Annotated in this window: 16 protein-coding genes and 1 pseudogene; 11 read left to right on the forward strand and 6 right to left on the reverse strand. The window is 64.5% G+C overall.

Annotated elements, in window-relative coordinates; all coding sequences use genetic code 11:
- Positions 1-15: 15 nt before the first annotated feature.
- On the reverse strand, positions 16-1,020 hold the full coding sequence (locus ISF28_RS27055; RefSeq protein ID WP_198120290.1) for a quinone oxidoreductase family protein: 1,005 nt from the start codon (positions 1,018-1,020) through the stop codon (positions 16-18).
- An 81-nt stretch (positions 1,021-1,101) separates the two neighbouring features.
- Here ISF28_RS27055 and ISF28_RS27060 point away from each other — a divergent pair, with 81 nt between their 5' ends.
- Positions 1,102-2,001, forward strand: coding sequence for a LysR family transcriptional regulator (locus ISF28_RS27060; RefSeq protein WP_198120291.1), 900 nt, complete (start codon positions 1,102-1,104; stop codon positions 1,999-2,001).
- Positions 2,002-2,032: 31 nt separating this feature from the next.
- Here the strand turns inward: ISF28_RS27060 and ISF28_RS27065 are convergent, their stop codons facing one another.
- Complete coding sequence (locus ISF28_RS27065) at positions 2,033-2,218, reverse strand: hypothetical protein (RefSeq protein ID WP_198120292.1); 186 nt, start codon at positions 2,216-2,218, stop codon at positions 2,033-2,035.
- A 106-nt stretch (positions 2,219-2,324) separates the two neighbouring features.
- Between ISF28_RS27065 and ISF28_RS27070 the strand changes: the two genes are divergently transcribed.
- The 7 genes from ISF28_RS27070 to ISF28_RS27100 all read left to right on the forward strand — a co-directional run bounded on the left by ISF28_RS27070 (position 2,325) and on the right by ISF28_RS27100 (position 11,225).
- Positions 2,325-2,831, forward strand: coding sequence for a CcdC protein domain-containing protein (locus ISF28_RS27070; RefSeq protein WP_198120293.1), 507 nt, complete (start codon positions 2,325-2,327; stop codon positions 2,829-2,831).
- Positions 2,832-2,841: 10 nt separating this feature from the next.
- A complete protein-coding gene (locus ISF28_RS27075) occupies positions 2,842-3,354 on the forward strand; it encodes a CcdC protein domain-containing protein (protein WP_198120294.1) in 513 nt (170 codons plus the stop codon).
- A 202-nt stretch (positions 3,355-3,556) separates the two neighbouring features.
- The gene (locus tag ISF28_RS27080) at positions 3,557-4,564 is read left to right on the forward strand and encodes a DUF535 family protein (protein ID WP_198120295.1); all 1,008 of its coding nucleotides are present in this window, start codon (positions 3,557-3,559) and stop codon (positions 4,562-4,564) included.
- Positions 4,565-4,753: 189 nt separating this feature from the next.
- The gene (locus tag ISF28_RS27085; RefSeq protein WP_198120296.1) at positions 4,754-6,283 is read left to right on the forward strand and encodes an NTP transferase domain-containing protein; all 1,530 of its coding nucleotides are present in this window, start codon (positions 4,754-4,756) and stop codon (positions 6,281-6,283) included.
- A complete protein-coding gene (locus ISF28_RS27090) occupies positions 6,280-6,654 on the forward strand; it encodes an HAD family hydrolase (RefSeq protein WP_198120297.1) in 375 nt (124 codons plus the stop codon). Before ISF28_RS27085 ends, ISF28_RS27090 begins: the two co-directional genes overlap by 4 nt.
- 10 nt (positions 6,655-6,664) lie before the next feature.
- A complete protein-coding gene (locus tag ISF28_RS27095) occupies positions 6,665-7,660 on the forward strand; it encodes a hypothetical protein (RefSeq protein ID WP_198120298.1) in 996 nt (331 codons plus the stop codon).
- Between the two features lie 193 nt (positions 7,661-7,853).
- Complete coding sequence (locus ISF28_RS27100; protein ID WP_198120299.1) at positions 7,854-11,225, forward strand: Ig-like domain-containing protein; 3,372 nt, start codon at positions 7,854-7,856, stop codon at positions 11,223-11,225.
- Positions 11,226-11,297: 72 nt separating this feature from the next.
- On the opposite strand, the gene ISF28_RS27105 is transcribed toward ISF28_RS27100, so the two are convergent.
- Genes ISF28_RS27105 through ISF28_RS27115 form a run of 3 tightly spaced genes read right to left on the reverse strand, consistent with a single transcriptional unit; the run spans position 11,298 to position 16,251 of the window.
- A complete protein-coding gene (locus ISF28_RS27105; RefSeq protein WP_198120300.1) occupies positions 11,298-14,129 on the reverse strand; it encodes an ATP-binding protein in 2,832 nt (943 codons plus the stop codon).
- 9 nt (positions 14,130-14,138) lie between these two features.
- Positions 14,139-14,873 (reverse strand): hypothetical protein, encoded by a 735-nt coding sequence (locus ISF28_RS27110; protein ID WP_198120301.1) that lies wholly within the window; start codon positions 14,871-14,873, stop codon positions 14,139-14,141.
- Positions 14,866-16,251, reverse strand: coding sequence for a hypothetical protein (locus tag ISF28_RS27115; protein ID WP_198120302.1), 1,386 nt, complete (start codon positions 16,249-16,251; stop codon positions 14,866-14,868). Before ISF28_RS27115 ends, ISF28_RS27110 begins: the two co-directional genes overlap by 8 nt.
- Before the next feature lie 511 nt (positions 16,252-16,762).
- Between ISF28_RS27115 and ISF28_RS27120 the strand changes: the two are divergent.
- Positions 16,763-18,190, forward strand: a pseudogene (locus ISF28_RS27120) (IS1182 family transposase); the annotation flags it as partial.
- 588 nt (positions 18,191-18,778) lie between these two features.
- Here ISF28_RS27120 and ISF28_RS27125 read toward each other — a convergent pair.
- On the reverse strand, positions 18,779-19,651 hold the full coding sequence (locus ISF28_RS27125) for a S1 family peptidase (protein ID WP_198120303.1): 873 nt from the start codon (positions 19,649-19,651) through the stop codon (positions 18,779-18,781).
- A 102-nt stretch (positions 19,652-19,753) separates the two neighbouring features.
- On the opposite strand from ISF28_RS27125, the gene ISF28_RS27130 reads away from it, so the two are divergent.
- Both ISF28_RS27130 and secD read left to right on the forward strand, forming a co-directional pair.
- Entirely contained in the window at positions 19,754-20,797 is a 1,044-nt protein-coding gene (locus tag ISF28_RS27130) for a GlxA family transcriptional regulator (protein ID WP_198120304.1), read from the forward strand.
- 573 nt (positions 20,798-21,370) lie between these two features.
- Positions 21,371-23,311, forward strand: a complete 1,941-nt coding sequence (secD, locus tag ISF28_RS27135) for a protein translocase subunit SecD (protein WP_198120305.1) — start codon at positions 21,371-21,373, stop codon at positions 23,309-23,311.
- Positions 23,312-23,793 lie beyond the last annotated feature (482 nt).

The following is a 23,793-nucleotide window of genomic DNA, read 5'->3' on the forward strand; positions in this document are numbered from 1 at the left end:
CCGGTTATGCGTTGGTCAAGCGTTTTTTGAACGACCCGTATCGGGCCGCAGCAGCACGGCGCCGCTCGTCCGCCCCGCCTCCATCGCGGCATGCGCCTCGGCCGCGCGCGCGAGCGGCAGGTCCAGGCCGACCGGCACCCGCAGCCCCGCGGCCAGCCGCGCCAGCGTGGCCTGCGCACCCTCGTGGTACAGGCCGGGCTCGGTCATGAACTGCATCACGCTCGGGCGGGAGAACGCGATCCCGCGCGTCCGTCCGATCTGCATCAGGTCGACCGGCTCGATGCTGCCGCCGGCCTGGCCGACGCTGGCCGCCATGCCGTAGGGCCGCACGGCGTCGAAGGTGCGCAGCAGGGTCGCGCCGCCGATGCCGTCGATGGCAAAGTCGACGCCGCGGCCGCCGCCGAAGTCGCGCGCCGCCGCCACGAAATCTTCGTCGCGATACAACACGACCCGTTCGGCGCCGTGCGCCAGCGCGAGCGCCGCCTTGTCGCGGCTGCCGACGGTGCCGATCACGCGCGCGCCGAGCGCGCTCGCCCACTGGGTCAGCACGAGCCCGAGACCGCCGGCGGCGGCATGCACGAGGACGGTGTCGCCGGGGCGAAGCTGGCGCACGTGCGCGAACAGCATGTGCGCCGTGAGCCCGCGCAGCAGGCCGCCGGCGATTGCGTCCAGGTCCACGTCGTCCGGCACGGCGACGAGGCGCTCGAGCGGTACGTTGCGCACCGCCGCGTAGCCGCCGATCAGCCCCGTGTACGCGACGCGCTGGCCCGGCGCGAATCCGCTCACGCCCGGCCCCAGCGCCTCGACGACGCCCGCCCCCTCGACGCCCAGCGTGGCCGGCAGCTGCGCCAGCGGATACAGCCCGTTGCGGTGATACACGTCGACGAAATTCACGCCGACGGCCTGCTGGCGCACGCGCACTTCGCCGGGCCCCGGCGGCGCGAGCGCGATCCGCTCGACTTCCAGTTCGTCGGCGCCGCCCTGGCGGTGGATGCGCACGTGTTCGATCAATTCGTCCATTTCATTCTCCCGATGTTCGTGGTGTAAGAGGCTCCCATGGTAGATTGATCAAAAATCGCCCGAAATCCCAAAAAATCGCCAATGACCGTGCAAAAATCCATAAGTCAGCCCGACGCCGGCACCCTCGACTGGGACGACATCCGTTATTTCGTCGAACTGGCGCGCCAGGGCAAGCTGAGCGCGACGGCGCGCGTGCTGCGCGTCGAGCATTCGACCGTCGCGCGCCGCATCGGCATGCTCGAGACGCGCCTGGGCGTGCGCCTGTTCGACCGTCTGCCGAAGAATTGGATACTGACCGCGGAAGGCGAGGAATTGCTGGCCCAGGCGCGCCGCGTCGAGGACGAGGCGCTCGCGTTTGCCCGCGCCGGCGCGGGCGCGTCCACGTTGCGGGGCGTGGTGCGGCTGTCGGCGCCGCCGGTCTTCGCCAGCGCCTTCCTCGTGCCGCGCCTGGCCGCATTGCGCGCGCGCTGGCCCGCGATCGCGCTGGAGATCATCGGAGAGGTGCGCCAGGCCGACCTGTACCGGCGCGAGGCCGACCTGGCGCTGCGCATGGCGCGGCCAAGCCAGGACGGCCTCGCGGCCCGGCCGCTGGCCCAGACCGGCTACGGCCTGTACGCGGCGCCCGGCTGGTTCGAGCGGCCCGCGCAGGAATGGGAATTCATCGGCCACGGCGAGGCGATGAAGGACACGCCCCAGCAGAAATGGCTGGCGAAATTCGTGGCCGGCCGGCCCTATGCGTTCTGGACCAACGACGCGGCCGCCATGCTGGCCGCATGCCGCGCCGGTCTGGGCGTCGCCGTGCTGCCGCACTTCCTCGGTCGCGGCGATCCGATGCTGGTGCTGCATCCGGAACACGGCCAGGTGCTGAGCCGCCCGTTGTGGCTGGCAGTGCATCCGGACGTGCGCCGTGCGCCACGCGTGACCTTGATGGCGGAGTTGCTGGCCGCCATGCTGCAGGAACACGCGGCCTTGCTGGCTTAGCGTGCTCCGCTGGGCCGGCGCCCAACCTGCGTCAGTGCAGGATGCTCGGATTCGGATCGATGGGCGGCTCGTCGTTCTGCGGCGTGCGGATCGGCGGCTGGTGCGGATCGGAATTCTCGAACGGGTCGGGCGGCGGTTCTTCGACGGGTGCGGGATCGGGAGCACGGTGGGCGTCGTGCCGGATCGTACGCCGCGTCGCGATCAGGTCTGGAATCATGGGAGGCTCCTGCTGAAGATGCCAAAACATTACCATGGGCAGCGGTATGTCGACGCGCGCCTGGATTACAATGGCGGATTCGACAGAAAGAACCCCAAGGAAACTCATGTTGCCAGCTCCCGTCGTTGTCGTTCTCGCGCCGCTCGTGCTGTGGCGCATCGTCAGCCGCGTCAAGCGCCTGACGACCCGCCAGCGGTCGAAGACGTGGCGTCACCGCACGACCCTCGTCTTCTTTCCGCTGCTGCTCGTGCTCCTGACCGTCGTCAGCATCAAGACGAATCCGATCGCCCTCGCGGGCATGGCGGCCGGACTGCCCGTCGGCGCCGTGCTGGGCCGGATCGCGATCGGCAAGACGCGCTTCGAACAGGTGGGCGCCGACTTCTTCTTCACCCCGCACGCACCGATCGGGCTCGCGGTGGCCCTGCTGTTCATGGGCCGCATGGCCTGGCGCGCCTACGAGCTCTACACGCTGGGCTCGTTCGAGCACCGCGAGTTCGTGTCGAGCCCGCTGACCCTCGTCATCTTCGGCGTATTGGCCGGCTATTACATGAGTTTTGCGTTCGGCCTGCTCTCCTGGCGCCGCCGCACCGCACCGGCCGCAACGAACCCGTGATTCGCATCGCATGAGTCTGACCACCCTCGCCCTCATCGCCCTCGTCCCCCTGCTCGTCTGGCGCATCTATTCGCGCCTCAAGAACCAGATGACGCGCCAGCGCTCGATCGTGTCGCGCCACTACACGGGCGTGATCGTGTTCGCCGCGATGGTCCTCGTCCCCGGCACGGAACTCGGCGACCGGCCGTTCCAGCTGGCCGCGCTGGCCGCCGGCGCCATCGCCGGCATCGCCCTCGGCAGCTACGGCTTGCGCCGCACGCGTTTCGAAGACACGCCCGAAGGCTATTTCTTCACGCCGCCCTCGCGCATGGGTGTCCTCGTCGCCATGGTGCTCGTGGCGCGCGTGATCTACCTGGGCATCGAGATCTATATGAACCAGGGCAGCAACCGGCCTAACCCGCGCTTCACGGACAGCCCCGTCACCATGCTGTGCCTGGGCTTGACGGCCGCGTATTTCGCCACCTTCTCGGTCGGCCTGATGCGCTGGCGCCAGCGCATGCGCAAGGAAATCGGCGACATGTGATTCGACCGCCGGACGCGCACCGCGTGCGGCCGGCATCTCGAAATCTTGATCCACATCGCATAGGTCGACCGTCCGTCGCGCCACGCCGCCGGCATTTGTCGCACCTCCAATACGTCATGCATAACCGTGCGGAGAATGGCCGCCGGGGCCGCGCACGTATTGACGTGTATTCCGTGGCTCCAGTCACCCATCTGGAGCACGCATGGTCCTTACCCTCCTCACCCGCCATTGGATGGCGCGGCGCCATTACCCGTTCGCATCCTGGGCGGCCTGCATCGCGCGCAGCCTGCGCGTGCTGCTGTTCCGCCGCGCCCATCTGGAATTGCTCGCGATGGACGTCTACCGCAACTACGTGACCCAGGTCCACGACGACGTGTTTCACCACCTGAGCCACCGGAACTATCTCGCCAAGGGCCTGTCGCTGCGCCAGCGCGTGCGCTGCGTCCTCACGCATTACCGCTTCGAGGACGCCACGTTCGACGCAACGTACAAGCACGCCGTCTACCGCGACGGCGGTCTCGTGCTGTGGTGCCACGAGGCGGACGGCGGCCGGGTCGAAGTCCGGCTCGGCATGGCGCAGCGCCTGAATGCGGAAGGCGACCTGACGCTGTCCCTGCTGGCCGACGGCAAGTGCGTGCATCGCCTGTCCTTCAGCTGGGTCGACGAGCGCTTCGCCGGCACCGCGGCGCCGGGCGGGCCCGGGATGCTGCCCTTCATCGCCCGCAACCAGGGCCCCCGCACTGGTGCGCTCGACGCGGTCGACGCCTTCCGGCGCGCCTTCCCGGGCAACTCGCCGCTCGTCACCACGCCCGGCTTCTTCTGCTTTGCCGCCTTGCAGGGGATCGCGCAGGCCCTGGGCATGGGGCAGGTGATGGCCGTCAAGTCGGCCTGGCACTGCGCCTACGATCCGTCCGACGAAAAACACTTTGCCAACGCCTACGACGGCTTCTGGCGCATCCTCGGCGGCCGCGAGCTGCCCGGCCGCGCCTGGCATATCACCTTGCCCTTCTACATGAAACCGCTGGCCGAGATGCCGTCCAAGCACCGCAAGCGTGCCATGGTCCGGCGCGAGCAATGGCGCGCGATCGCGGAGTCGGCGTGCCAGGCGCTGCAGGGCCGGATGACGCAGGGGGACCATCGGACCGGCGCGCCTGAGGCCACGTCCCTGCAGGCTGGCCGCGAAACGGCGAGCGAGCATCCGCTGTCGTGATCATCTTCACGGGCGCCATTTCTTGAGAAACAACCAGCTATTGCAGTTTCGGGACAAGGCGGTCAGAATGACGGCGGTCCAGAAGGCCCGGCGCATATCAGCTGCGCTACCGAATCGACCGATGCGTCACGGGCCGGCGCCGCCATGTGGACGCCCCCGCACATGCCTGTTCGTCGTAAAGGAATCCGCATGACCCCTCACCCTCTCCAAATCATCGTGCAGGCCGGCGGCCGCGGCAGCCGGTTACGGCATCACACGTGGAACAAGCCGAAATGCCTGGTCTCGGTACGCGGCAAGCCGCTTTTGTATCATTTGTTCGACAAGTATCGCGACGCCAAGTTCTTCGTGATCGGCGATTACGCGTTCGACCAGTTGGTCAAATATCTGAAGGTGAATCCGCCCGGCGTCGATTACACGTTGATTCGTTCGGATGAAAAAGGCACGGCGTCCGGTATCGCCGCCGCCCTGGAACAGACCGACCCCGAACTGCCGCTGATGCTGACCTGGAGCGACCTGATTCTCGGCGCCAAGCCCGACTGGCCGGAAGTGGACCATCCCGTCGTCGCCACGACCTCCGCATTCACCTGCCGCTGGTCCGCGACACCCGAAGGGCAGTTGCATGAGGTCACCTCGACCGTGAGCGGCATCCCCGGCCTGTTCTATTTCAAGCAAGCAGCGCTGATGCCGCAACCGCCCAAGGGCGGCGAATTCGTCAAGTGGTTCGCCGCGAACATCACGGACTTCGAGCTGTTCGACGTCTCGCAGCTGGAAGAACTGGGCGACTTTTCCTCGATCGAGGAAAACAACGACCGCGCGGGATTCTGCCGTTTCTTCAACCAGGTCGACATCGAGGGCGACGTCGTCCGCAAAATCGTCGTCGATCCGGCCTACGCAAAAGTCCACCATAACGAAGTCAGATGGTACGAGGAAGCGCAGCGGCTCGGCTTCCGCCGGATTCCGAAAATCATGTCGACCGAACCGCTCGTCATGGAACGCATCCGCGGCCAACATGCCTTCGAAATGAACGACCTGACGGAGCGGGAAAAGCGCGCAGTGCTGGCCGATTACCTGGATTCCCTGATCGCCCTGCACGACACGGCATCCATCGATGCGAACCAGGACGATGTGAAGGAAGTCTATATTTCGAAGACGCTCGACCGGGTGCACAGCGTCGCCAGCATCATTCCCGGCTACGAACATGCCGCGATGACCGTCAACGGCAAGAAGTGCCGCAACTTCTTTTCGGAGAAATATGCGGGCATTCTTGAGTCGCTCTTGCCCCGGCTGCAGCCGTCCCGGTTCGTGCCGATCCACGGCGACGCCACGTTCTCGAATACGCTCGTCGACGACAAGCTGCGTGTCTGGTTCATCGACCCGCGCGGCTATTTTGCCAAGCCGGGGGTATTCGGCGACGCCTGGTACGACTTCGCCAAGGTTTATTATTCGGCCGTCGGCGGCTACGACGCATTCAACCGCCGCAAATTCAAGCTCCACGTCGACGACGAAACCGTGGAGATCCTGATGGACGAGACGAATTTCTCGAAGACGGCCCACGAGATTTTTGCGGACTATTTTGGCGAAGACAAAGCGCGGATCGAAATCCTGCACGGTCTGATCTGGCTGGCCCTGTCGGGCTACGTAAAAGACGACATCGATTCCGTCATCGGCTCGTTCTACCTGGGCCTGTACTGGCTGGAAAGCGGCATGGCGCGCCTATGACCCGGCTGACCCTCAGTTGCCTGCCCCATACCTGGCTGATCGACATCGACGGTACGATTTTCCTGCACAACGGCCACAAGACCGGGCCGGACCAGCTGCTGCCCGGCGTGAAGGAATTCTGGGATGCCATCCCGGAGCACGACTGCATCATCCTCCTCAGTGCGCGCATGAGCAACGAAGCCGAGCAGACGGCCGCGGCGCTGCGCGCATTCGGATTACGCTACGATCGGATCCTGTATGACCTGCCCAAAGGCGAACGCGTCCTCGTCAACGACAGGAAACCGGGCGGGCTGGTGACCGCGCACAGCGTCAATCTGGAACGCGACGCGGGCCTGCAATCCGTCGACGTGCACTTATCGAACGAAATTTGAAGGGAAACGAATGTACCGTACGATGCACAAACTCAGGAGGGACCAAGCCCTCGACCTGCTGCTGACGCTGAAAAAGACCCTGATCGGCAGCGGACTGCAGGCCGAGGATTATGTATTGGTTTTCCCGTGGGGGAATTTTGGCGAGCACACGTACACGCTCGGCCTCCTGCGCCTGCTGCGTTCCCGGTACAAGATCTGCCTGGTGCTCAAGGACAGCAAGATGTGGATGCACAAATACTTTCCGGATGCCGCCGATTTCGTGATCCATATTCCGGACATGTACCAGGACCTGTACGAAGAGCTGCTCGAGATTTCTTCCCTGACACCCGGGTGTCCTTACGTCGTGTGGACCGACGTCATCGGCAACGGCCGGCTGAACACCGAGCTGGTCCGCCAAGGCCGGATCACGCTGGCGGAATCGTATGCCTTTGCCCTCGAACTGCCGCTGAATGCCGAACTGAAACCGTTGAACATCGCTCACGCCCCGGAACTGGCGGCCAACAGGCGGTCGATGCAACAGCGCGGCACCGGCCATGCGCTGATCATGCCGGCCGCCACCACGGCCCGGCCCCTCGCGCCGGAATTCTGGTACGGCATCTACGACCACCTCGACCGCCACGGACTCAATCCGGTCATGGACTCGACCTTCATCGACTGGGATACGCGCGGCATGCGCACGGTCAAGCTGAAACAGGATGAGCTGATCAATTTCGTCGCGCAGGATTGCCGCTCCGTCATCGGCTTGCGTAGCGGCATGATGGACCTGCTGGGCGGCCTGACCCGGGATCTCGACCTGAAACTGGCGGCGCTGTATCCGGTCGAGGAGGCCACGTACTCGCTCGCCGGTACGGGCCTCAACGTCCAGGGGGTGGCCAACACCGGACTCGCCGTCGGCCGCTGCTGGAATTCGGACCGCATCCTCGACGTCGAAACGGGACCGCAGTTCGCGCCGGACGGTTTCGGCAACACGCTCGCGCAATTCCTGCGCCAGGATCTGCCCGGCTGATGTCGGGCGCGGGCTGCTTCCCCGCGTGGTCGCCGGTCAGGTCTTGTCCGGACCGGCACGATCGGCGATATGTACGAAAAACCACATCTTGCCAATATTAAGTTTCCTCAAGTTAATTTTAATTTCCACAATGCTATAGTTTTAGTTCCATGCGGAAATAAGCGGTCTTCCGCCCACACCAAGGAACTATTTCATGGCAACCAATTACGACGCCGCCGTCAATTCTTTCTACCTCGCGTATTACGGCCGTCCTGCCGATCCCACGGGCCTGGCGTACTGGTCGCAGGTGCTCGCGCACAACAACGGCGACTTCAGCACGATCATCGATGGGTTCTCGACATCCGCCGAAGCGACGGCCCGGTTCGGCAACGCCACCGCGAGCGATCGCATCGCCGATATCTACCAGCAATTGTTCAACCGCGCCCCCGACCAGGCCGGCCTCGCTTACTGGACGAAGGCCATCGAGACCGGTGCGATGACCATCGCCGATGCCGCCATCGCGATCCTGAACGCCGCCCAGAACACGGACGCGCAACTGTCGACCCTGCGCCAGCAAGCCGCGGCCCAGTTCACCGCCGATGTAGCGGCCTCGGGCGTGGCCTACGACGGCAACGCCGCCGTCGAAGCCGCGCGCGTCCTGATCGCCGCGATCACGCCCACGACGAGCGCGGCCGACCTCCAGTCGCTGATCACGGCCACCAAATCGCTCGTCCAGACGGCCCACGACAACCCGGACGTCATCACCGCCCTCGCCGACAGCGGCAATCTGACGACGCTGCTCGCCTCGTCCAACGGCAAGGCCGATCCGGTCGCGATGGTCGAGGCGCTGGCCAGCGTGGGCAAGGCCGCGGCCGGCGATGCCGGCCAGCTCGCGACGCTGAAACATGGCGGCGGCATGGCCGGCCTCGTCGACACCCTGCCGGCCGGCGCCAGCCTGCATGACGTCGCCAAGGCCGCGGACCAGGGTGGATTGACCGCGGTGAGCGCCATCACCAACCCGCCGCCCGCCGATACCACCCCGCCCGCCACACCCAAGGTCGCACTGGTCGCCGATACCGGCATCAGCGCCACCGACCACATCACCAACGATGGCCAGATCAAGGTCAGCGGCCTGGAAGCCGGAGCGACGTGGGAATACAGCTACGACGGCAAGGCCTGGCACACGGGCCCGGCCGCCAACGCCAGCGGGTTCGCGATGTTCGACAGCACCGTGACCGGCGCCCAGACGCTGCAGGTGCGCAGCACCGACGCGGCCGGCAACGTCAGTGCCGTCAGCTCGCTCCAGTTCACGCTGAAGACGTCGTTCGCGCCGAAGCTCGCCTTCCAGGGCCCCGACGGCACCGACCTGACGGTCACCAGCCTCACCACCAACACGGACGGCTACTGGGTCAACCTGCACGGCGCGAAAGGTGCCGCGGCCGTCGGCTTCCAGGTGTCGGACACGGGCGCGGACGGCACCTGGACCGACGCCAAGGACTCCGACCCGCTGGCCGACGGCACCCACTTCATCCGCTACGTCGTCACCGACGCGGCCGGCAACACGGCCCCGACGAACGCGCTCACGATCGTGATGGACCACGCGCTGTCCGGCGCCCCGGCCGTGCAGCTCGTCCAGGACACCGGCGCGAGCGCCACCGACCACATCACCAGCAACGGCCAGGTCAAGGTCGGCGGCCTGGATGCGACGGCCGTCTGGTCGTACAGCACGGACGCCGGCCAGACCTGGACCGCGGGTCCCGCCGCGACCACCGACGGCGTGGTCCTGCCGGACCTCGGCGCGGGCGCCCACAGCCTGCTGGTGCGCGCGTTCGACCAGGTCAACGGTGCCGAGACGTTCAGTGTCGGTTCGCTCGACTACACGGTCCTCACGTCGGTGAACGCGCGGCTCGCGTTCCAGGGCGCGGACGGCAAGGACCTGGCCGCGACCAGCCTCCTGACCAACACGGACAACTACTGGGTCAACCTGTACGGCGCGAAGAACGCCGCCAGCGTCGGCTTCCAGGTGTCGGACACGGGCGCGGACGGCACCTGGACCGACGCCAAGGACTCCGACCCGCTGGCCGACGGCACCCACTTCATCCGCTACGTCGTCACCGACCTCGCGGGCAACACGGGCACGACGAACGCGCTCGAAGTCGACATGGACAAGACCGCGCCCGCCGCCCCGACGGTCGCCTTCGTGAACGACACGGGCGCGAGCGCCACCGACCACGTGACCTATTCCGGCCAGATCCAGGTCAGCGGCATCGAGGCCGGCGCGACGTGGCAGTACACGGACGACGGCACCAACTGGGTGCCCGGCGCCGCGCCGGACGCCGGCGGCCACGCGACGGCCTGGATCGCCAATGGCCAGCACACGCTGCAGGTTCGCGTCGTCGACGCCGCCGGCAACGTCAGCGCCGTCACCGACATGCCGTACACGCTGGAGAGCGCCCCACCCGCGCAGGGCCTGGCCTTCGACCACATCGCGGGCGGCGCCCAGGGCAGCACCCAGACGACGTCGACCAAGGCCGACCTGGTCTTCACCTATACCGGCACCATAGCCGCAGGCGCCGGCGTCGCCGTCCAGATCGGCGACACCGCCTTCGTCGCGGCGCCGGGCGCCACCGTCGACACGACGGCGAGGACGGTCACGCTGCACGATGTCGACCTGTCCGGTTCGGACCCCGGCATCGCGGTGAGCGTCACGTCGCTGGGCGGCCTCGCCACCTACACGAAGCCGGTGATCATCGACGGCCCGTTCGTCGCGTACTCGGCGCAGGCGATGGATACGGGCATCTCCCTGACCAGCATGCAGGCCGCGCACGTCTACCTGACCGACGGCAGCAATGCGTCGGTGCAGATCGGCGAGGCCACCGCCGGCACGGTCACGTTCGGCGTGCAGGCCACGGCCGTGCAAGGCACGCTCGGCGTCGGCCCGAGCGCGGACGTCCATACCGACAACGGCATCACCTACGCCCTGGGCACGGCCGGCGCGGACACGCTGCAGGGCCAGTACGTCTGGGGCTACGACGGCAACGACCAGATCACCGCCCTCGGCACGGCGGACAATTCGGACTTCCACGTGACCAGCGCGATCTACGGCGGCGCCGGCGCGGACACGATCACCGCCACGGCCGGCGGCAGCACCTTCGTCTACCGCGCCGCGCAGGAATCGACCGTCGTGGCGGGCGATACCCTCGCCTCCGGCTTCGATACCATCACCGTGAACGCGACGGGAACCGCCGCGCACAACCAGGTGTTCGACTTCGGCGCGGCCAGCATCGCCGGCTTTTACACGCTGGCGAGCCAGACGGCGCTCACGGGAACGGAAACGGGGACGGCGCTGCTGGGCCTCATCAACACGGCGGTCGGCCACAGCTTCCACGTGGGCACCGTGGAGGCGGCGTTCGTCGACTTCGGCACGGGCACGGGCACGCAGGACGTGAACTTTCTCGTCGTCGACGCGAATGCCGACGGCACGATCGACGGCGCCGACTACGTCGTCAAGATCGTGGGCGCGATCGACGTGGCGCACGCCTTCGTCAACAGCGCGAACGGGCACCTGACGCTGCCGACGGCCTGAGTCGGGCGCGCATGAACGAACGGCCGGCGCCCTCGCGGACGCCGGCCGTTTTTCATCGGGGCCGGACGCGGATCAAGCCGCCTTCGCGTCTGGATCGTCCTGCTGCCGTCGCTGCAGCACGAAGATCGGCTGCGCCCACTGCACGTCCTTCTTCTTCTTGCTCGTGATGAGCGTGAGGTCGGACGGATCGTAGACGTCCGTGTTGTGCGTCAGCGGCGTCGTCATGAGGTATTGCGCGTCGGTGTTTTTCAGGAACTCGCCGACCAGCTGGATATTGCGGATGTCCAGGTGGGCGAACGGTTCGTCGATGAACACGAAGCCGCCGGAGCCCTCTTCCGATTTCAACAGGCCGATGAGCAGCACGAGCGACTTCATGACCTGCTGGCCGCCCGACGCCTCGCCGTCGTTCATGCCGATCTGGCCCTTGCCGTCGAACTTGAAGCGCACGTGCAGGCCGGCCTGCGCCAGCTGCACGTCGTCGTTCTCCAGCCGGACCGGGTCGACCGAGACGTCGATGTTCGCCAGCTCGCCCAGCTCCCGGATGTTCTTCGAATAGGTCTTGATCGTGTAGCGCAGGCGCTCGATGTAGGCGCCGCGCGCATTGTCCGTCGCCTCGATCGCGCGGTTGTTCTGGTAGCGGCGCTCCTCCGTCTCGACCTGGCGGCCGGACAGCTGGTCGTTCAGGCGCCCGTACTGGTCGATGACGGTCGGGTCCTGCTCCCAGTCGCTGCGCGCCAGCGACGCGTCGAGGGAATTCATGCGCAGCTTGACCTGGTGCGCGTTCTGGTGCGTCGCGACGAGGGCCGCGCGCTGCTGCGCGCTGCGCCACGACTTCGGCACGTGGCGCCACGAGCGGCGCAACGTGAGCAGCTCGCGCGCGTGCTCGCTGCGCTGCTCGATCACGCGGCGGTTGTTCAGGCGCATGCCCGCTTCCGCTTCCGACAGCGCCATGCGGGCGTTCTGCCAGACGGTGTCGGCACGCGTGCGCGTGACGGTCGCGTTCTTGATCAGGACCTGCAGCTCGCCCAGGCGCGCGCCGACCTGCAGGCGTTCGGCCTTCAGCGGTTCCAGCGCGCGGGTCGCTTCCTCGAACTCGGCCTGGCGCGCGGACAGTTCCTTCGCCGCGTCCACGCCGGCGATGCGCACGCGCAGCGCCGACACTTCCGCCGCCAGCTTGCTGATCGCCAGCGTCAACGTGTCTTCCTGCGCCTCCAGCGACGGCAGCGCCTTCTGGATGGCTTCCAGGCGCTGCGTCTTGCCCGCCGCGCCGAAGCGGTAGCGCGACGGCTCCACGAACAGCGAGCGGCCGCCGCGGCGTTCGCGGTGGTACGCGTCCGGCGTGATCCACTCGTCCGCGTCGCTCTTGAAACCGGCGTCGACGGACTCCACGCGCTCGATGCGCTCCAGCTGGTCGATCAGCCAGGACGGCGCCTTCGACGAGAAGCGCACGACGGACAGCAAGGTGTCGTCCTTCACGACGGGGGCGTCGACGCAGTCGGGCACGATGAAGTGGCGGTAGCGCTCCTTCTCCGCGAGTTTATACGCGGCCGGCGCGTCCTTCGCGCGCTCCAGCAGCACGACCGACGCGTAGCCGCCCAGCACGCCCTCGACCGCGCCCTGCCATTTCGGATCCGTTACTTCGACGATGTCCGACAGCATGGCGTGCGGGATGCCCGCGTCGCGCAGCGCGCGGCGCATCTGGCGCTGGGCTTCCGGCTCGGGCATCGTCGTCTTGCCCTGCAGCGCGCTGATCGTCGCCAGTTCACCGGCGATCCTGGTCGCCAGCGCCTCGCGCTCGGCCTTCTTCTTCGCCAGTTCCGCCTCTTTCGCTTCCAGCTGGCTCGCCACTTCCGCGATGTCCGCGCCGGCATCGGCCGCCAGTTTATTCAGGCGTTCCTTTTGTTCGAGCAGGCTTTCCAGCGGTTTCAGCTTGGCGTTCACCTGCGTCAGGCGGCCCGCCAGTTCATTGGCTTCCTGTTCGAGCTTCACTTCCTGCTGCTGCGCTTCGGTCAGCGCGCGCTGCTGCGCGGCCAGCGCGTTGCGCTTTTCGCTCAGAAGACTGTCGGCCTGCATCAGCGGCTTCTTCGCCTCGCGCAGCGCGCGGCTGACGTTCGCGGCCTTTTCGCGCGCCTCGTGGTATTCGAGGCTCGGCAACACTTCCTCGACGAGGGCGCGGCGTTCCTTGTTGAGGTCTTCCCACTGATGGTAGTTGGCCACGCGCAGGCGCAGGCCTTCCAGGTTGATGCGCGAGGTTTCCAGCTCGGCCTCGAAGCGCTTGAGTTCCGCCTCGGTGTCGCGCTGGTGGCGCTTCGCTTCGTCGTACGCGTCCAGCACTTCCTTGTCGCCGAACACCTGGAACACGAGATCCAGCAGCTGGCGCGGCGCGTATTCGCACAGTTTATCCGTCTCGCCCTGCTCCAGCGCGAGGACCTTCGACATCGCCGGCGACAGACCGGCCGACGCGAGGCGCTTGCGGTAGTTCTCGACGCCGAGCCAGTCGGTGGCTTCCGTCACTTCCTCGATCTGGATATTCCCGGGCCGCATCAGGTATTGGCGCTTCCAGTCGCCGCCGTTCTTCTGCACCTGGCAGAACAGCGTGACTTCGTCGTCGCTGAAGAAGCCGGAGTGGCGGAACGGCCGGTTCGACAGCTGGCGGCCGACCGGCTTGTTGTCGACGACGGCGCGCAGCCAGGCGCTCTGCTGGCCCGAGTGGCGCGCGTAGTGTTTATAGGTGCGGCCCATCGAGCAATCGAGGCCGAACAAGGTGCGCAGCGCGTCCAGCAAGGTCGTCTTGCCGGAGCCGTTCTGGCCGGCGATGGTGATGATCTTGGCGTCGAGCGGGATGTTCTTGATGCGCTGCCAGTAGTCCCAGTGGACCAGCTCGAGTGATTTGATGTGGAACATGCGGGTATCTTAGGCTTGGGGCGTATCGATGTCGGTGTCGGCGGCGGCGGCGGCCTCGGGCGCTTCCTGCGGCTCGTCGTTGGCGGCTTCGCTGACGTGGCGGCGCGGCGCGGCGGCCAGCGGCGCGCGCTTGAACACGTCGGCCAGCGCGCCGTTGATGATGCGTTCCTTGAGCACGTCGGTGTCCATCAAGAGGTCCAGCAGCGGACCTTCCAGGATCACGTCGCCGCGGCGCTCGATGAAGCCGAGCTTCGACAACAGGCCCAGGTTCATGTCCATGCGGGTCTTCTTGCCCAGCTTGTCGCCGAAGTCCGCGAGCAGCGTCGTGTACGAGATGCCGATCGAGGTATCCTCGGCGCGCGGGATCGGATTGTCCTTGTCGAACATGTCGGACTGGTCGACGTCGATGGCCTGGTGCGTTTCCTGGCGCTGGCGCTTGGGCAGGATGATCTGCGCCCACAGCACGACGAGCAGCGCCACGCCGTCGCGCGTGAGGCCGAAATTATTGTTCTGCCAGATGTCCTTGGCGCCGAAGATCTTCGGTTCGACGTTGCGGTGCAGGGCCAGCGTCACGTGGTCGGCGTACACGTTGTCGAGCAGCTTCAGGCCGCATTCGAGCAGGCGCTTGTCGAGCTCAGTGCGGAACAGGTCGTCGGACAGCGCGCGCTTGACCATCTTGTCGTCACGGCGCAGCGTCTGGTGCGTGAGCAGTCGCGCGATCAGGATTTGTGCATCGTCATTCATCTTGCGTCTTGCTTTCCGGAGTACTCGGTAGATCGAGATTCAGTGAGAGGGTCGCGCGCGAGATCGCCGCGATATGCGGATCGTCCAGCGGCACCAGTTCGTCGGCCGAGTCGAAGCGCACGGGCAGGCGCGCCAGGTCGGCGGTCGGGCCCTGCAGGTTCGCTTCGGCCGGGTCGCCCAGCAGCGGTAGCAGCGAGGCACGGTACGACGCGACGGCGAAGCTGGCCGGCAGCAGCGATTCCTCGATCGGCACGCTCCGTGGCGCGCCCTCGGCCATGACGGGGAAGTTGTCCAGGTTGGCAAAATCGGCCAGGCGCCGGATCCAGTCGTCCAGCTCCGCCTGCATCGCCGGATTGTCGTTGATGGTCATGGCCGCGTCCTCGCCGCTCGGCAGGCCGGTCGGCGCCACGTTCACGGCGCGCTCCATCATGAGCTCCGTCTCGGCCACGTCGATCATCTCGGCCGGCGTCGCGAACAGCGGGACGACCGGACGGTCGATCGCATCCTCGGCCAGGCGCGCGAGGTCGTCGTGCGCGAGCAGCCAGCGCTTGATGTCCGTCGTCGACAGGCCCGACTGGCCCAGGTGCACGCGCTGGCGTTCGATCTGGTTCAGCGCGCGCGAGAACATCCCCTGCATGTTGAGCAGCTGCGACTGGGCGCGGCCGATCGCCTGCGCGGCCCGGTGCGTGGCCGAATCGGCACGCTCGTCGGACGTGATGGCGCGCAGGATCACGGAGCCCTTCTCGACCCAGTCGCACGCCATGTGCCACTTCGCCTGCGAGGCGCGCAGGCGGAATTCGGAACCGGACGCGATGGCGTCGCGGAATTCCTCGTGCAATTCGACGAGGCGGCCCAGCAGGTGCTTCAACTGGTCGACGGTGACCCCGCCGACGGCCTGGGCGCCCGCCACCTGCGACAGCAGGAAGCCCATCTCGGCCTCGTCCTCTTCCGGCTTGCCGAGCGCCAGCAAGGTGTCGAGCGCGGCCAGCACGTTGCGCGCCAGCGGCGTGATGCGGTAGACGGCGGCCGGGTTGTCCCAGGCGAGCAGGCCGTGGCTGCGGAGGCGGCCGAGCACCGTCTCCAGGCTTTCCGGGATCAGGTAGGCGAATTTCGTGTTGATGTCGGCGCGCGAAAACGCCGAGTCCATCGCGTCGGACGCCAGTTCGCGCAGCACGAGCAGGCGCACGATGACGCCGTCCTGCGAGCCGTGGAACAGCGCCGTGAACGCCTGCAGCATGGGCTGCGCACGCTTGAGGTGGTACACCTGCTCGACCTCGTCCGGCGCCACGCCCTCCTGAAAGTGGGCCTGCAGCGGGTCGATCTCGTCTTGCACCGGAGAATGGGGGTCGGCGGCGGTTGCGGCCAGGTTGTCGATCATCGTAAGGCTTACCAGTCTGCTGTCGCGCGCGGCCTTCTGGGCCACGGGCGCGGGGGCGTCAGTATAACAGTTAAGGCTTGGCAACTAGCACGGAAACGCCCGTCACGTTTTTACAACTTGCGAAGTATGCAACGAAATATAGTGCAAATGTGACAATATCGGACCTTTGAAATTACATCCTTGTACAAGCGATTTCGTCCAGGGAGCGCCAGGTGTTCGCGCATGCGTGGTTCGATGGCGGTCGCGCTAGACGAGGCAAAAACCGCCAACATTAGGCTGATGTGGCTTAGGCTGATGTGGCGCGCTCATAAAGTCCGCCACAAACCAATAAGGTCCGCCACAACAACCAAGAGCTGCCGGCGCCGTCCGACTTGTCCTGTCAACAACAAGCTCGTACACTGAGCCATATTGATCGTCCGCTATCGGCCCAGGCTGTGTAAAAACATAGGCTCAGGTAAGCGGAACCGACCCAGTAAACGTTGAGCCAGTATCTCATCAATACGGATGCGACATGAAGCGCTTTATCGAAGGCGAGGATCGAGGACAGGGGACGCTGTTGCCCGAGCTCCTGGACGACTACGTGGCGGCAGACAATCCGGTACGTGTCGTCGATGTTTTCGTGGAAGAGTTGGACCTTGCCGGCCTTGGCTTCAAACGCGTGCACCCGGCGAAAACGGGCCGACCCGCTTACCACCCGGCCGTGCTTCTGAAGCTCTACGTTTACGGCTATCTCAATCGTATCCAGTCGAGCCGGCGGCTTGAGCGGGAAGCCCAGCGCAACGTCGAACTGATGTGGCTGACGCAGCGCCTGCGCCCCGACTTCAAGACGATAGCGAACTTCCGCAAGGACAACGGCAAGGGCATTCGTAATGTCTGCCGTCAGTTCGTTGTGGTGTGCCAGCAGCTCGAATTGTTTTCGGATGCGGTGGTCGCAATCGACGGCAGCAAGTTCAAGGCCGTCAACAGCAGCGATCGTAACTTCACTGACGCCAAGCTCAAGCGCCGGATGGAGGAGATCGAGGCCAACATCACTCGCTACCTGGCAGAGCTCGACACGGCCGACCGGCAGGAACCTACTGCCAAACAAGCAAAAACTGTCCGCCTCAACGACAAAATTGCGTCGTTGAAGGAGCAGATGGTCAAGCTCCGGGAAATTGAAGCGAAGCTTGAAAAGACAGGGGAAACGCAGATTTCGCTGACCGATCCGGATGCTCGCTCGATGATGACACGGGGCAGCGGAATCGTCGGCTACAACGTCCAAACCGCGGTCGACACCAGACATCATTTGATCGTCGAACACGATGTGACAAACAACGGCAGCGATCGCGATCAACTGTCCGGGATGGCCAAGAAGGCACGCACGGTCATCGGCACACCGATATTGACCGCTATTGCCGACCGTGGCTACTTCAAGGGTGAGGAAATCCTCGCCTGTCACGAGGCCGGAATCTTCGCCCTGGTGCCACCGACGAAGACCTCGGGCGCCAAGGCCGACGGGCGGTTCGACAAGGCGGATTTCATTTATGATCCGCAAAAGAACGAGTACCGTTGTCCGGCAGGCCAGGCACTGATCTGGCGTTTTGCGACTGTCGAGAAAGGCATGACAAACCACCGGTACTGGAGCTCGAATTGCCAAGGGTGCCTGCTCAAGGAAAAGTGCACGCCAAGCCCGAATAGACGGGTAACGCGCTGGGAGCACCAGGCCGTACTTGACTCTATGCAGACGCGTCTTGAACAAAGCCCTGACGCCATGCGAATTCGGCGTTCCACGGTCGAGCATCCGTACGGAACGATCAAAGCGTGGATGGGTTCGGCGCACTTCTTGACGAAGGGTTTGGAACGCGTGAAGACCGAGATGAGCCTGCACGTGCTTGCCTATAACCTCAAGCGCTTGATGGCACTGCTCGGGATCGCGGCGGTTATGGATGCGATCAGGGCGTATGCCCTTTTTCTGCGACTATATGGCCCACTCCGGGCAATTATTTTGATCACCTTGCCGGAAGACTGAGAAGAAGGTGTGGCGCGACTGGGGCGCCCGTCGCGTGCTGAAACTAATCTCAACCAGGTTCTAGAGGCCCAGCGTTCTGCCTTTGTTTTTACACGGCCTGGGCCAGAAGCGGCCACCTGGAACATGTTGGAGGACAAGGCTGTGAATAATGAGGATCAGGGCGAACGCTTGTCACCCAAGTTGCCAGTCGTAGCCATCCTCCTCGGGTCTATCGCTGCCTTCATAACAGCTGGTGTGGTGTCATGGTCCACACCAGATGGCAACCTCGTCGTGACTTTGGTGCCAGCACTGGCAGTCAGCCTGACTGTCTTCGGACTTGCATTGCGGCGCGTCCGTCGTGGCGGGTCGAAGTGACTAAAACGGGAGTCGTTTGGGGGAGACCATGGCCTGTTCAGACCGCACGTCTGACCGACAAAATTCGGCCAAGAGCGATGAGCGTCTGTCTGGGTCGGCCGAGTTCGGCCAGGAGCGGCCCTTCGGTCGAGGCTGTTCCCAGCGACCTGTCATTGCCATGCGACGTCAATGACCGGCTATCGTCTGATCGATCCATTCCGCATAAAAGCCCACTCGTGCGGCCGCAAACTGCTGTCCGCATATCCCCATGCGGAAGGTGCCGTCCTGCATTTGCTGAACAATATCTTTTACTTCCTCGGCTGTTCCATCCAGGCCATGGATGACACCTGCCAAATAGGTGCGCCCGTCCACATCAATGGTGACCGGACCGCCGCTATCGCCGCCCGCCGTGGCGCCGCTGAGCGGTGGTGCGTTGGCGCTGCAATCGAACACGTAACGTAGCCAGGCGCCATCGGTCCGAGTCAGGCGATCCTGCGCGCGCCGCAATCGCGTGCGATGGCTCGCATTGTCCGCGGCGCCGGTGAGATCGGTGCCTGTGGCGCCAGCGCCGTACAACGTCGCCACCATGCCAACCCTGGCGTGACCACGATCGATGGGCATGGGCGTAACATCATTGACGGGCTCTGCGAGTTCCAGAAGGGCAATGTCGTGCATGGCAGCCATGGCCGCCATGTATTGGTGGACAAATGCATCGGGCCTTGCGGTTTTGACTTGCTTGAACAGCGCTCGCCAAGCGTCTCGCGAAGCAGGGTAATCGGGATAGACGACAATGCGGCTCACCGCGCGCTTCGTTCCATGAATGATCACGAAGTGTTCTTCGGGCATGGACTGCATCATGCCGACCGCATGCGCGGCGGTAATCACCCAGCGCGGGGCGATGAGGGTGCCATGGCCTTCGTCGGGCAGATCGACCAGCACCGGAATGGTTTGCGTGTCGACGCGGTAGCGCGCATCCGGTTGATCGTGACGTATGACGATGGCGTGGGCGCTTGGGCCGAGTAATAGAAGCGGCAGCGTAAGGCGCAGCAAAAACTTCATATGGCTCTTTTCCTAAGGATGATTTCTGACCAGACCAATAGCGTCGATATTAATTGCGATGCGTTTGACACAAATGTCAGTTATGGATGAATATCTGCCAATATGAGCAGACATTCTGTATCACAAGGCATTGGCATCCCCGCTGCAGCGATCGATGTGTGGCTGCTGGTTTTCCCGAATTTCCTGCTGTTGGATGCAACCGGTCCGATCCAGGTGTTTTCCACGGCAAACGACGAAGCGCGTGATGCCGGCCTGCCGCTTCCATATCGCATTCATCTCGTCGCCGTCCGTGGCGGCGCCGTCGTATCTTCGTCCGGCGTGAACCTTGTCGCCGATCCGTTGCCGAGCCAGAACCTGGCCGGGGCAACCGTGATCGTGGCCGGCGGCCGGGTTGAGGATCTGCCATCCTGTGGCCATCCCGACGAGCGCGCCATGCTGGATTGGGTTCGGCAAGCCGGTAACGCGGCCGCACGCTGCTGCGCCGTTTGCACGGGGAGCTTCGTGCTCGCGCGGGCAGGACTGCTCGCAGGACGGCGCGCGGTCACGCATTGGGCCGACATCGCGGCGCTGCGCAGCGAGCACCCATCCTTGCTTGTGCAGAACGACGCTTTGCACGTCCGCGACGGCAAGTTCTATACCTCGGCCGGAATCAGTGCAGGCATGGATCTCACGCTCAGCCTGGTCGAAGAAGATCTGGGGCGCGAGGTGGCGTTGGCGGTCGCCAAGCGCATGGTGCTTTTCCTGAAGCGTCCTGGCGGCCAGCGTCAGTTCAGCGCCGAGCTGCTGGCGCAATCGCGTCCGCGCGGCGTCGCTGCGCAGCTGACTGCCTGGCTTCGTCCACGTTTGGCACAAAAAATCGACGTCGGCATGATGGCGATGGCGTGCACACTGTCCGTGCGATCGCTGCATCGCAAATTGCGGGAGGAGGCTGACCTGACACCGGCCCAGCTCCTCGCGCGCTTACGCATGGAAGCCGCCTGCCTGCTGCTCGAACAACCGGCGATGACGGTCAAGCAAGCTGCGCGCGAGAGCGGCCATGGCACTGCATACAACTTGCGGCGCGCGTTCGTGGCACAACTGGGCGTCCTGCCGCGCGATTACCAGTCTCGCTTCGCGGGCGATTGTGGTCAACAGGCAAAAACCTGAGGTTTGGAAGCAGGCAAGGATGCGTTATCGGTGGCTGCGTGACCGTTTTTGGTTCGGTGCTGCCTGTCATGCCACTCATGGTTTTTGCGGCTCGACTAAATGTGATTCTGGGCTGAACAGCGGAGTTCGGCCAGAAGCAGTCGTTCGACCACGAGCGATTTGAAGATGCTAAAGGAAAACGTGTATGTCTTATGAGTGTGCAAAATGCCATTCAAGTATGGAAGAAGGATTTTTGCTGGAGAAGGGTCATTACAACGACTTGTCATCGGAAGTCTGGGTGTCGGGTAGCCCTGATGAAAAGTCATTCCTAGGGAGGATGACTATCAAAGGCAAGGTGACATATAACGTGCGAACTTTCCGTTGTACGAATTGTGGCTACCTCGAATCGTACGCGCGGTAGCACGGAATTCTACGATTGGGCTGCGGCGTCCCTGCGGATGTCCGCAATGGGTCGACAGCAACTTTTCGTGACAGTCTGTGAATTTTTCGGGAAAGCAAGCTGCTATGCTGAGTCGAAGGACCAAGATCGGTCAACTGTAGAGACTTACACGATCGCTTAACAAGGTTGAGAACATGAATCGTTATCCATTGTGGAAATACATTCTGATCCTCGTGACAGTGCTGCTGGGCCTGCTGTACACGGCGCCTAACTATTTCGGGGACTCGCCGGCGCTGCAGGTTACGACCGGCAAGCAAACGGTGCGCATCAACAGCGGCACCGTCACCCAGGTGGCCGACTCGCTCAAGCGCGACGGCATCCCGGCCGAGGACGTGGTGCTGGAAGGCGCCGGCGACAGCACCGCCGTGCGCGCCCGCTTCGCCACGCCGGACGCCCAGTTCAAGGCCAAGGCGGCGCTCGAGCGCGACCTGAACCGCGACCCGACCGACCCGGACTACATCGTCACGGTCAACCTGTCCAAGAACACCCCGCTGTGGATGCAGAAGCTGCGCGCCCTGCCGATGAACCTCGGCCTGGACCTGCGCGGCGGCGTGCACTTCCTGCTGCAGGTGGACACCAGGGCGGTTGCGGAAACCCGCATCAAGGCGATCCAGGCCGCGGCGCGCAGCCAGCTGCGCGAGGCGAACGTGCGCCACGCCGGCATCGACCGCGTCGGCGAGCGCGTCGTGATCAGCTTCCGCGATGCCGCCGCCCGCGACCAAGCGCGCAACGTGCTGGCGCGCCAGAACCCCGACCTGCAATTCGCGGACGCCGCCGACGGCACCGACATGAAGCTGATCGTCACCCTCAAGCCGGAGGCGCTGCAGCGCATGGTGGAAGACGGCGTGAAGCAGAACATCAGCACCCTCGGCAAGCGCATCAACGAGCTGGGCGTGAATGAGCCGGTGATCCAGCAGCAGGGCAAGGACCGCATCGTGGTCGAGCTGCCGGGCGAGCAAGATGTGGCCCATGCGAAGGACATCATCGGCCGCACCGCGACCCTGGAATTCCGCATGGTCGACGATTCGGTCACCCGCGGCACCGAATCGACCTCGACGATTCCGCTGAACTCGGAACTATTTTCCCAAGGTCCTGGCGCTCCTGCTGTTGTATCAAAAGATACTTTCCTGACGGGAGATTACATCTCCAGCGCTTCCGCCAGCTTCGACCAGAATCAGCAACCTATCGTCCTCCTGGACCTGAACGGCGACGGCGGCCGCAAGATGCGCGAAGCGACACGCTCGCGTGTCGGTAAGCAAATGGCCGTGCTCTTAAAGGAAAAGGGCAAGTACACGGTGCTGTCAAACGCGACCATCACGACTGAATTGGGATCACGCTTCCAGATCACCGGCCTGGGCACGCCTGAGAAAGCAGCCGAGCTAGCCCTGCTGCTGCGTGCCGGCGCGTTATCGGCGCCGATGGACTTCGTCGAGGAACGGGTGGTCGGCCCGCAGTTGGGCGCCGAAAACATCGCGAAAGGCCTGCACTCGACCATGTGGGGCTTCGTCGCGATTGCGGTCTTCACGATCGTCTACTACCGGCTGTTCGGCTTCTTCAGCGTGGTGGCGCTGGCCTGCAACCTGCTGTTCCTGCTGGCCATCCTGTCGCGCCTGCAGGCGACGCTGACCCTGCCGGGTATCGCGGCAATCGCGCTGGCGCTCGGTATGGCGATCGACTCGAACGTGCTGATCAACGAGCGCATCCGCGAGGAACTGCGCAACGGGAACACGCCGCAGGCGGCGATCGCGGCCGGTTTCGAGCGCGCATGGGCTACCATCCTGGACTCGAACGTGACCACGCTGATCGTCGGCCTGGCGCTGCTGGTGTTTGGCTCGGGTCCGGTGCGCGGCTTCGCCATCGTGCACTGCCTGGGCATCCTGACCTCGATGTTCTCGGCGGTGTTCGTTTCCCGCGGGGTGGTCAACCTGTGGTACGGCCGCAAGAAGAAGCTTGCCAAGATCGCCATCGGGACTGTTTGGACGCCTAGTAGCGTTAGCCATACGAACGACAAAAATCTTGCGTCAAAAGGTAAATCAAGCAGGCGTACAGAACAGAATCCAATGCATCCCGATTAACCCGATGTTCCCTGCGGGCTGTGGCAAAGCTGGGCCATTTGCCGCGCCACTGATCGAACATCCGGATGGGCATTGCCTTGCCTCCACTGTACGACTCCCCTCCGATGAATAGCGCAGCATGGTATCCGTGGGCGCTCGGATAAACCATCTGCCATCCTTGAGCATGAAATTCGCGATCACCGTTCCCGGCTCGAGCGTTCTCGCCACGTCGTTAACATGGTCGCCTCGTTGCCACCTTCCCGTCCAGCCGACACTCGACACCTAACGAGTCATGGATAAAGAGAACGCCCCGTCCGCTACCGCTTCTTGCTGGGATTTTGGTACTAAGAGCGTATCCCAGTAGAGCTCATCCAGGGGGACATCTGACGCATTTTTGAGTCTAAGCCCATGATCAGGAGAACTATCATGGGCATGCTGAAGCAAGACGATGGCTGGCGTTTGCCAGATGAGATTTGGGAGCAGATGGAACCGCTTCTGCCGCC

This window comes from Massilia rhizosphaerae (assembly GCF_016093545.1).
In the GTDB taxonomy this organism is placed as follows: domain Bacteria; phylum Pseudomonadota; class Gammaproteobacteria; order Burkholderiales; family Burkholderiaceae_D; genus Telluria; species Telluria rhizosphaerae.

Excerpts from the sequence above, each read along its gene's own strand:
- ISF28_RS27130 (WP_198120304.1), top strand. The coding sequence starts at position 19,754 with ATGAGCAGACATTCTGTATCACAAGGCATTGGCATCCCCGCTGCAGCG.
- ISF28_RS27070 (WP_198120293.1), top strand. The coding sequence starts at position 2,325 with ATGTTGCCAGCTCCCGTCGTTGTCGTTCTCGCGCCGCTCGTGCTGTGG.
- ISF28_RS27125 (WP_198120303.1), bottom strand. The coding sequence starts at position 19,651 with ATGAAGTTTTTGCTGCGCCTTACGCTGCCGCTTCTATTACTCGGCCCA.
- ISF28_RS27085 (WP_198120296.1), top strand. The coding sequence starts at position 4,754 with ATGACCCCTCACCCTCTCCAAATCATCGTGCAGGCCGGCGGCCGCGGC.
- ISF28_RS27105 (WP_198120300.1), bottom strand. The coding sequence starts at position 14,129 with ATGTTCCACATCAAATCACTCGAGCTGGTCCACTGGGACTACTGGCAG.
- ISF28_RS27110 (WP_198120301.1), bottom strand. The coding sequence starts at position 14,873 with ATGAATGACGATGCACAAATCCTGATCGCGCGACTGCTCACGCACCAG.
- ISF28_RS27080 (WP_198120295.1), top strand. The coding sequence starts at position 3,557 with ATGGTCCTTACCCTCCTCACCCGCCATTGGATGGCGCGGCGCCATTAC.
- ISF28_RS27115 (WP_198120302.1), bottom strand. The coding sequence starts at position 16,251 with ATGATCGACAACCTGGCCGCAACCGCCGCCGACCCCCATTCTCCGGTG.
- ISF28_RS27100 (WP_198120299.1), top strand. The coding sequence starts at position 7,854 with ATGGCAACCAATTACGACGCCGCCGTCAATTCTTTCTACCTCGCGTAT.
- ISF28_RS27060 (WP_198120291.1), top strand. The coding sequence starts at position 1,102 with ATGACCGTGCAAAAATCCATAAGTCAGCCCGACGCCGGCACCCTCGAC.
- ISF28_RS27095 (WP_198120298.1), top strand. The coding sequence starts at position 6,665 with ATGTACCGTACGATGCACAAACTCAGGAGGGACCAAGCCCTCGACCTG.
- ISF28_RS27065 (WP_198120292.1), bottom strand. The coding sequence starts at position 2,218 with ATGATTCCAGACCTGATCGCGACGCGGCGTACGATCCGGCACGACGCC.
- secD (WP_198120305.1), top strand. The coding sequence starts at position 21,371 with ATGAATCGTTATCCATTGTGGAAATACATTCTGATCCTCGTGACAGTG.
- ISF28_RS27075 (WP_198120294.1), top strand. The coding sequence starts at position 2,842 with ATGAGTCTGACCACCCTCGCCCTCATCGCCCTCGTCCCCCTGCTCGTC.
- ISF28_RS27090 (WP_198120297.1), top strand. The coding sequence starts at position 6,280 with ATGACCCGGCTGACCCTCAGTTGCCTGCCCCATACCTGGCTGATCGAC.
- ISF28_RS27055 (WP_198120290.1), bottom strand. The coding sequence starts at position 1,020 with ATGGACGAATTGATCGAACACGTGCGCATCCACCGCCAGGGCGGCGCC.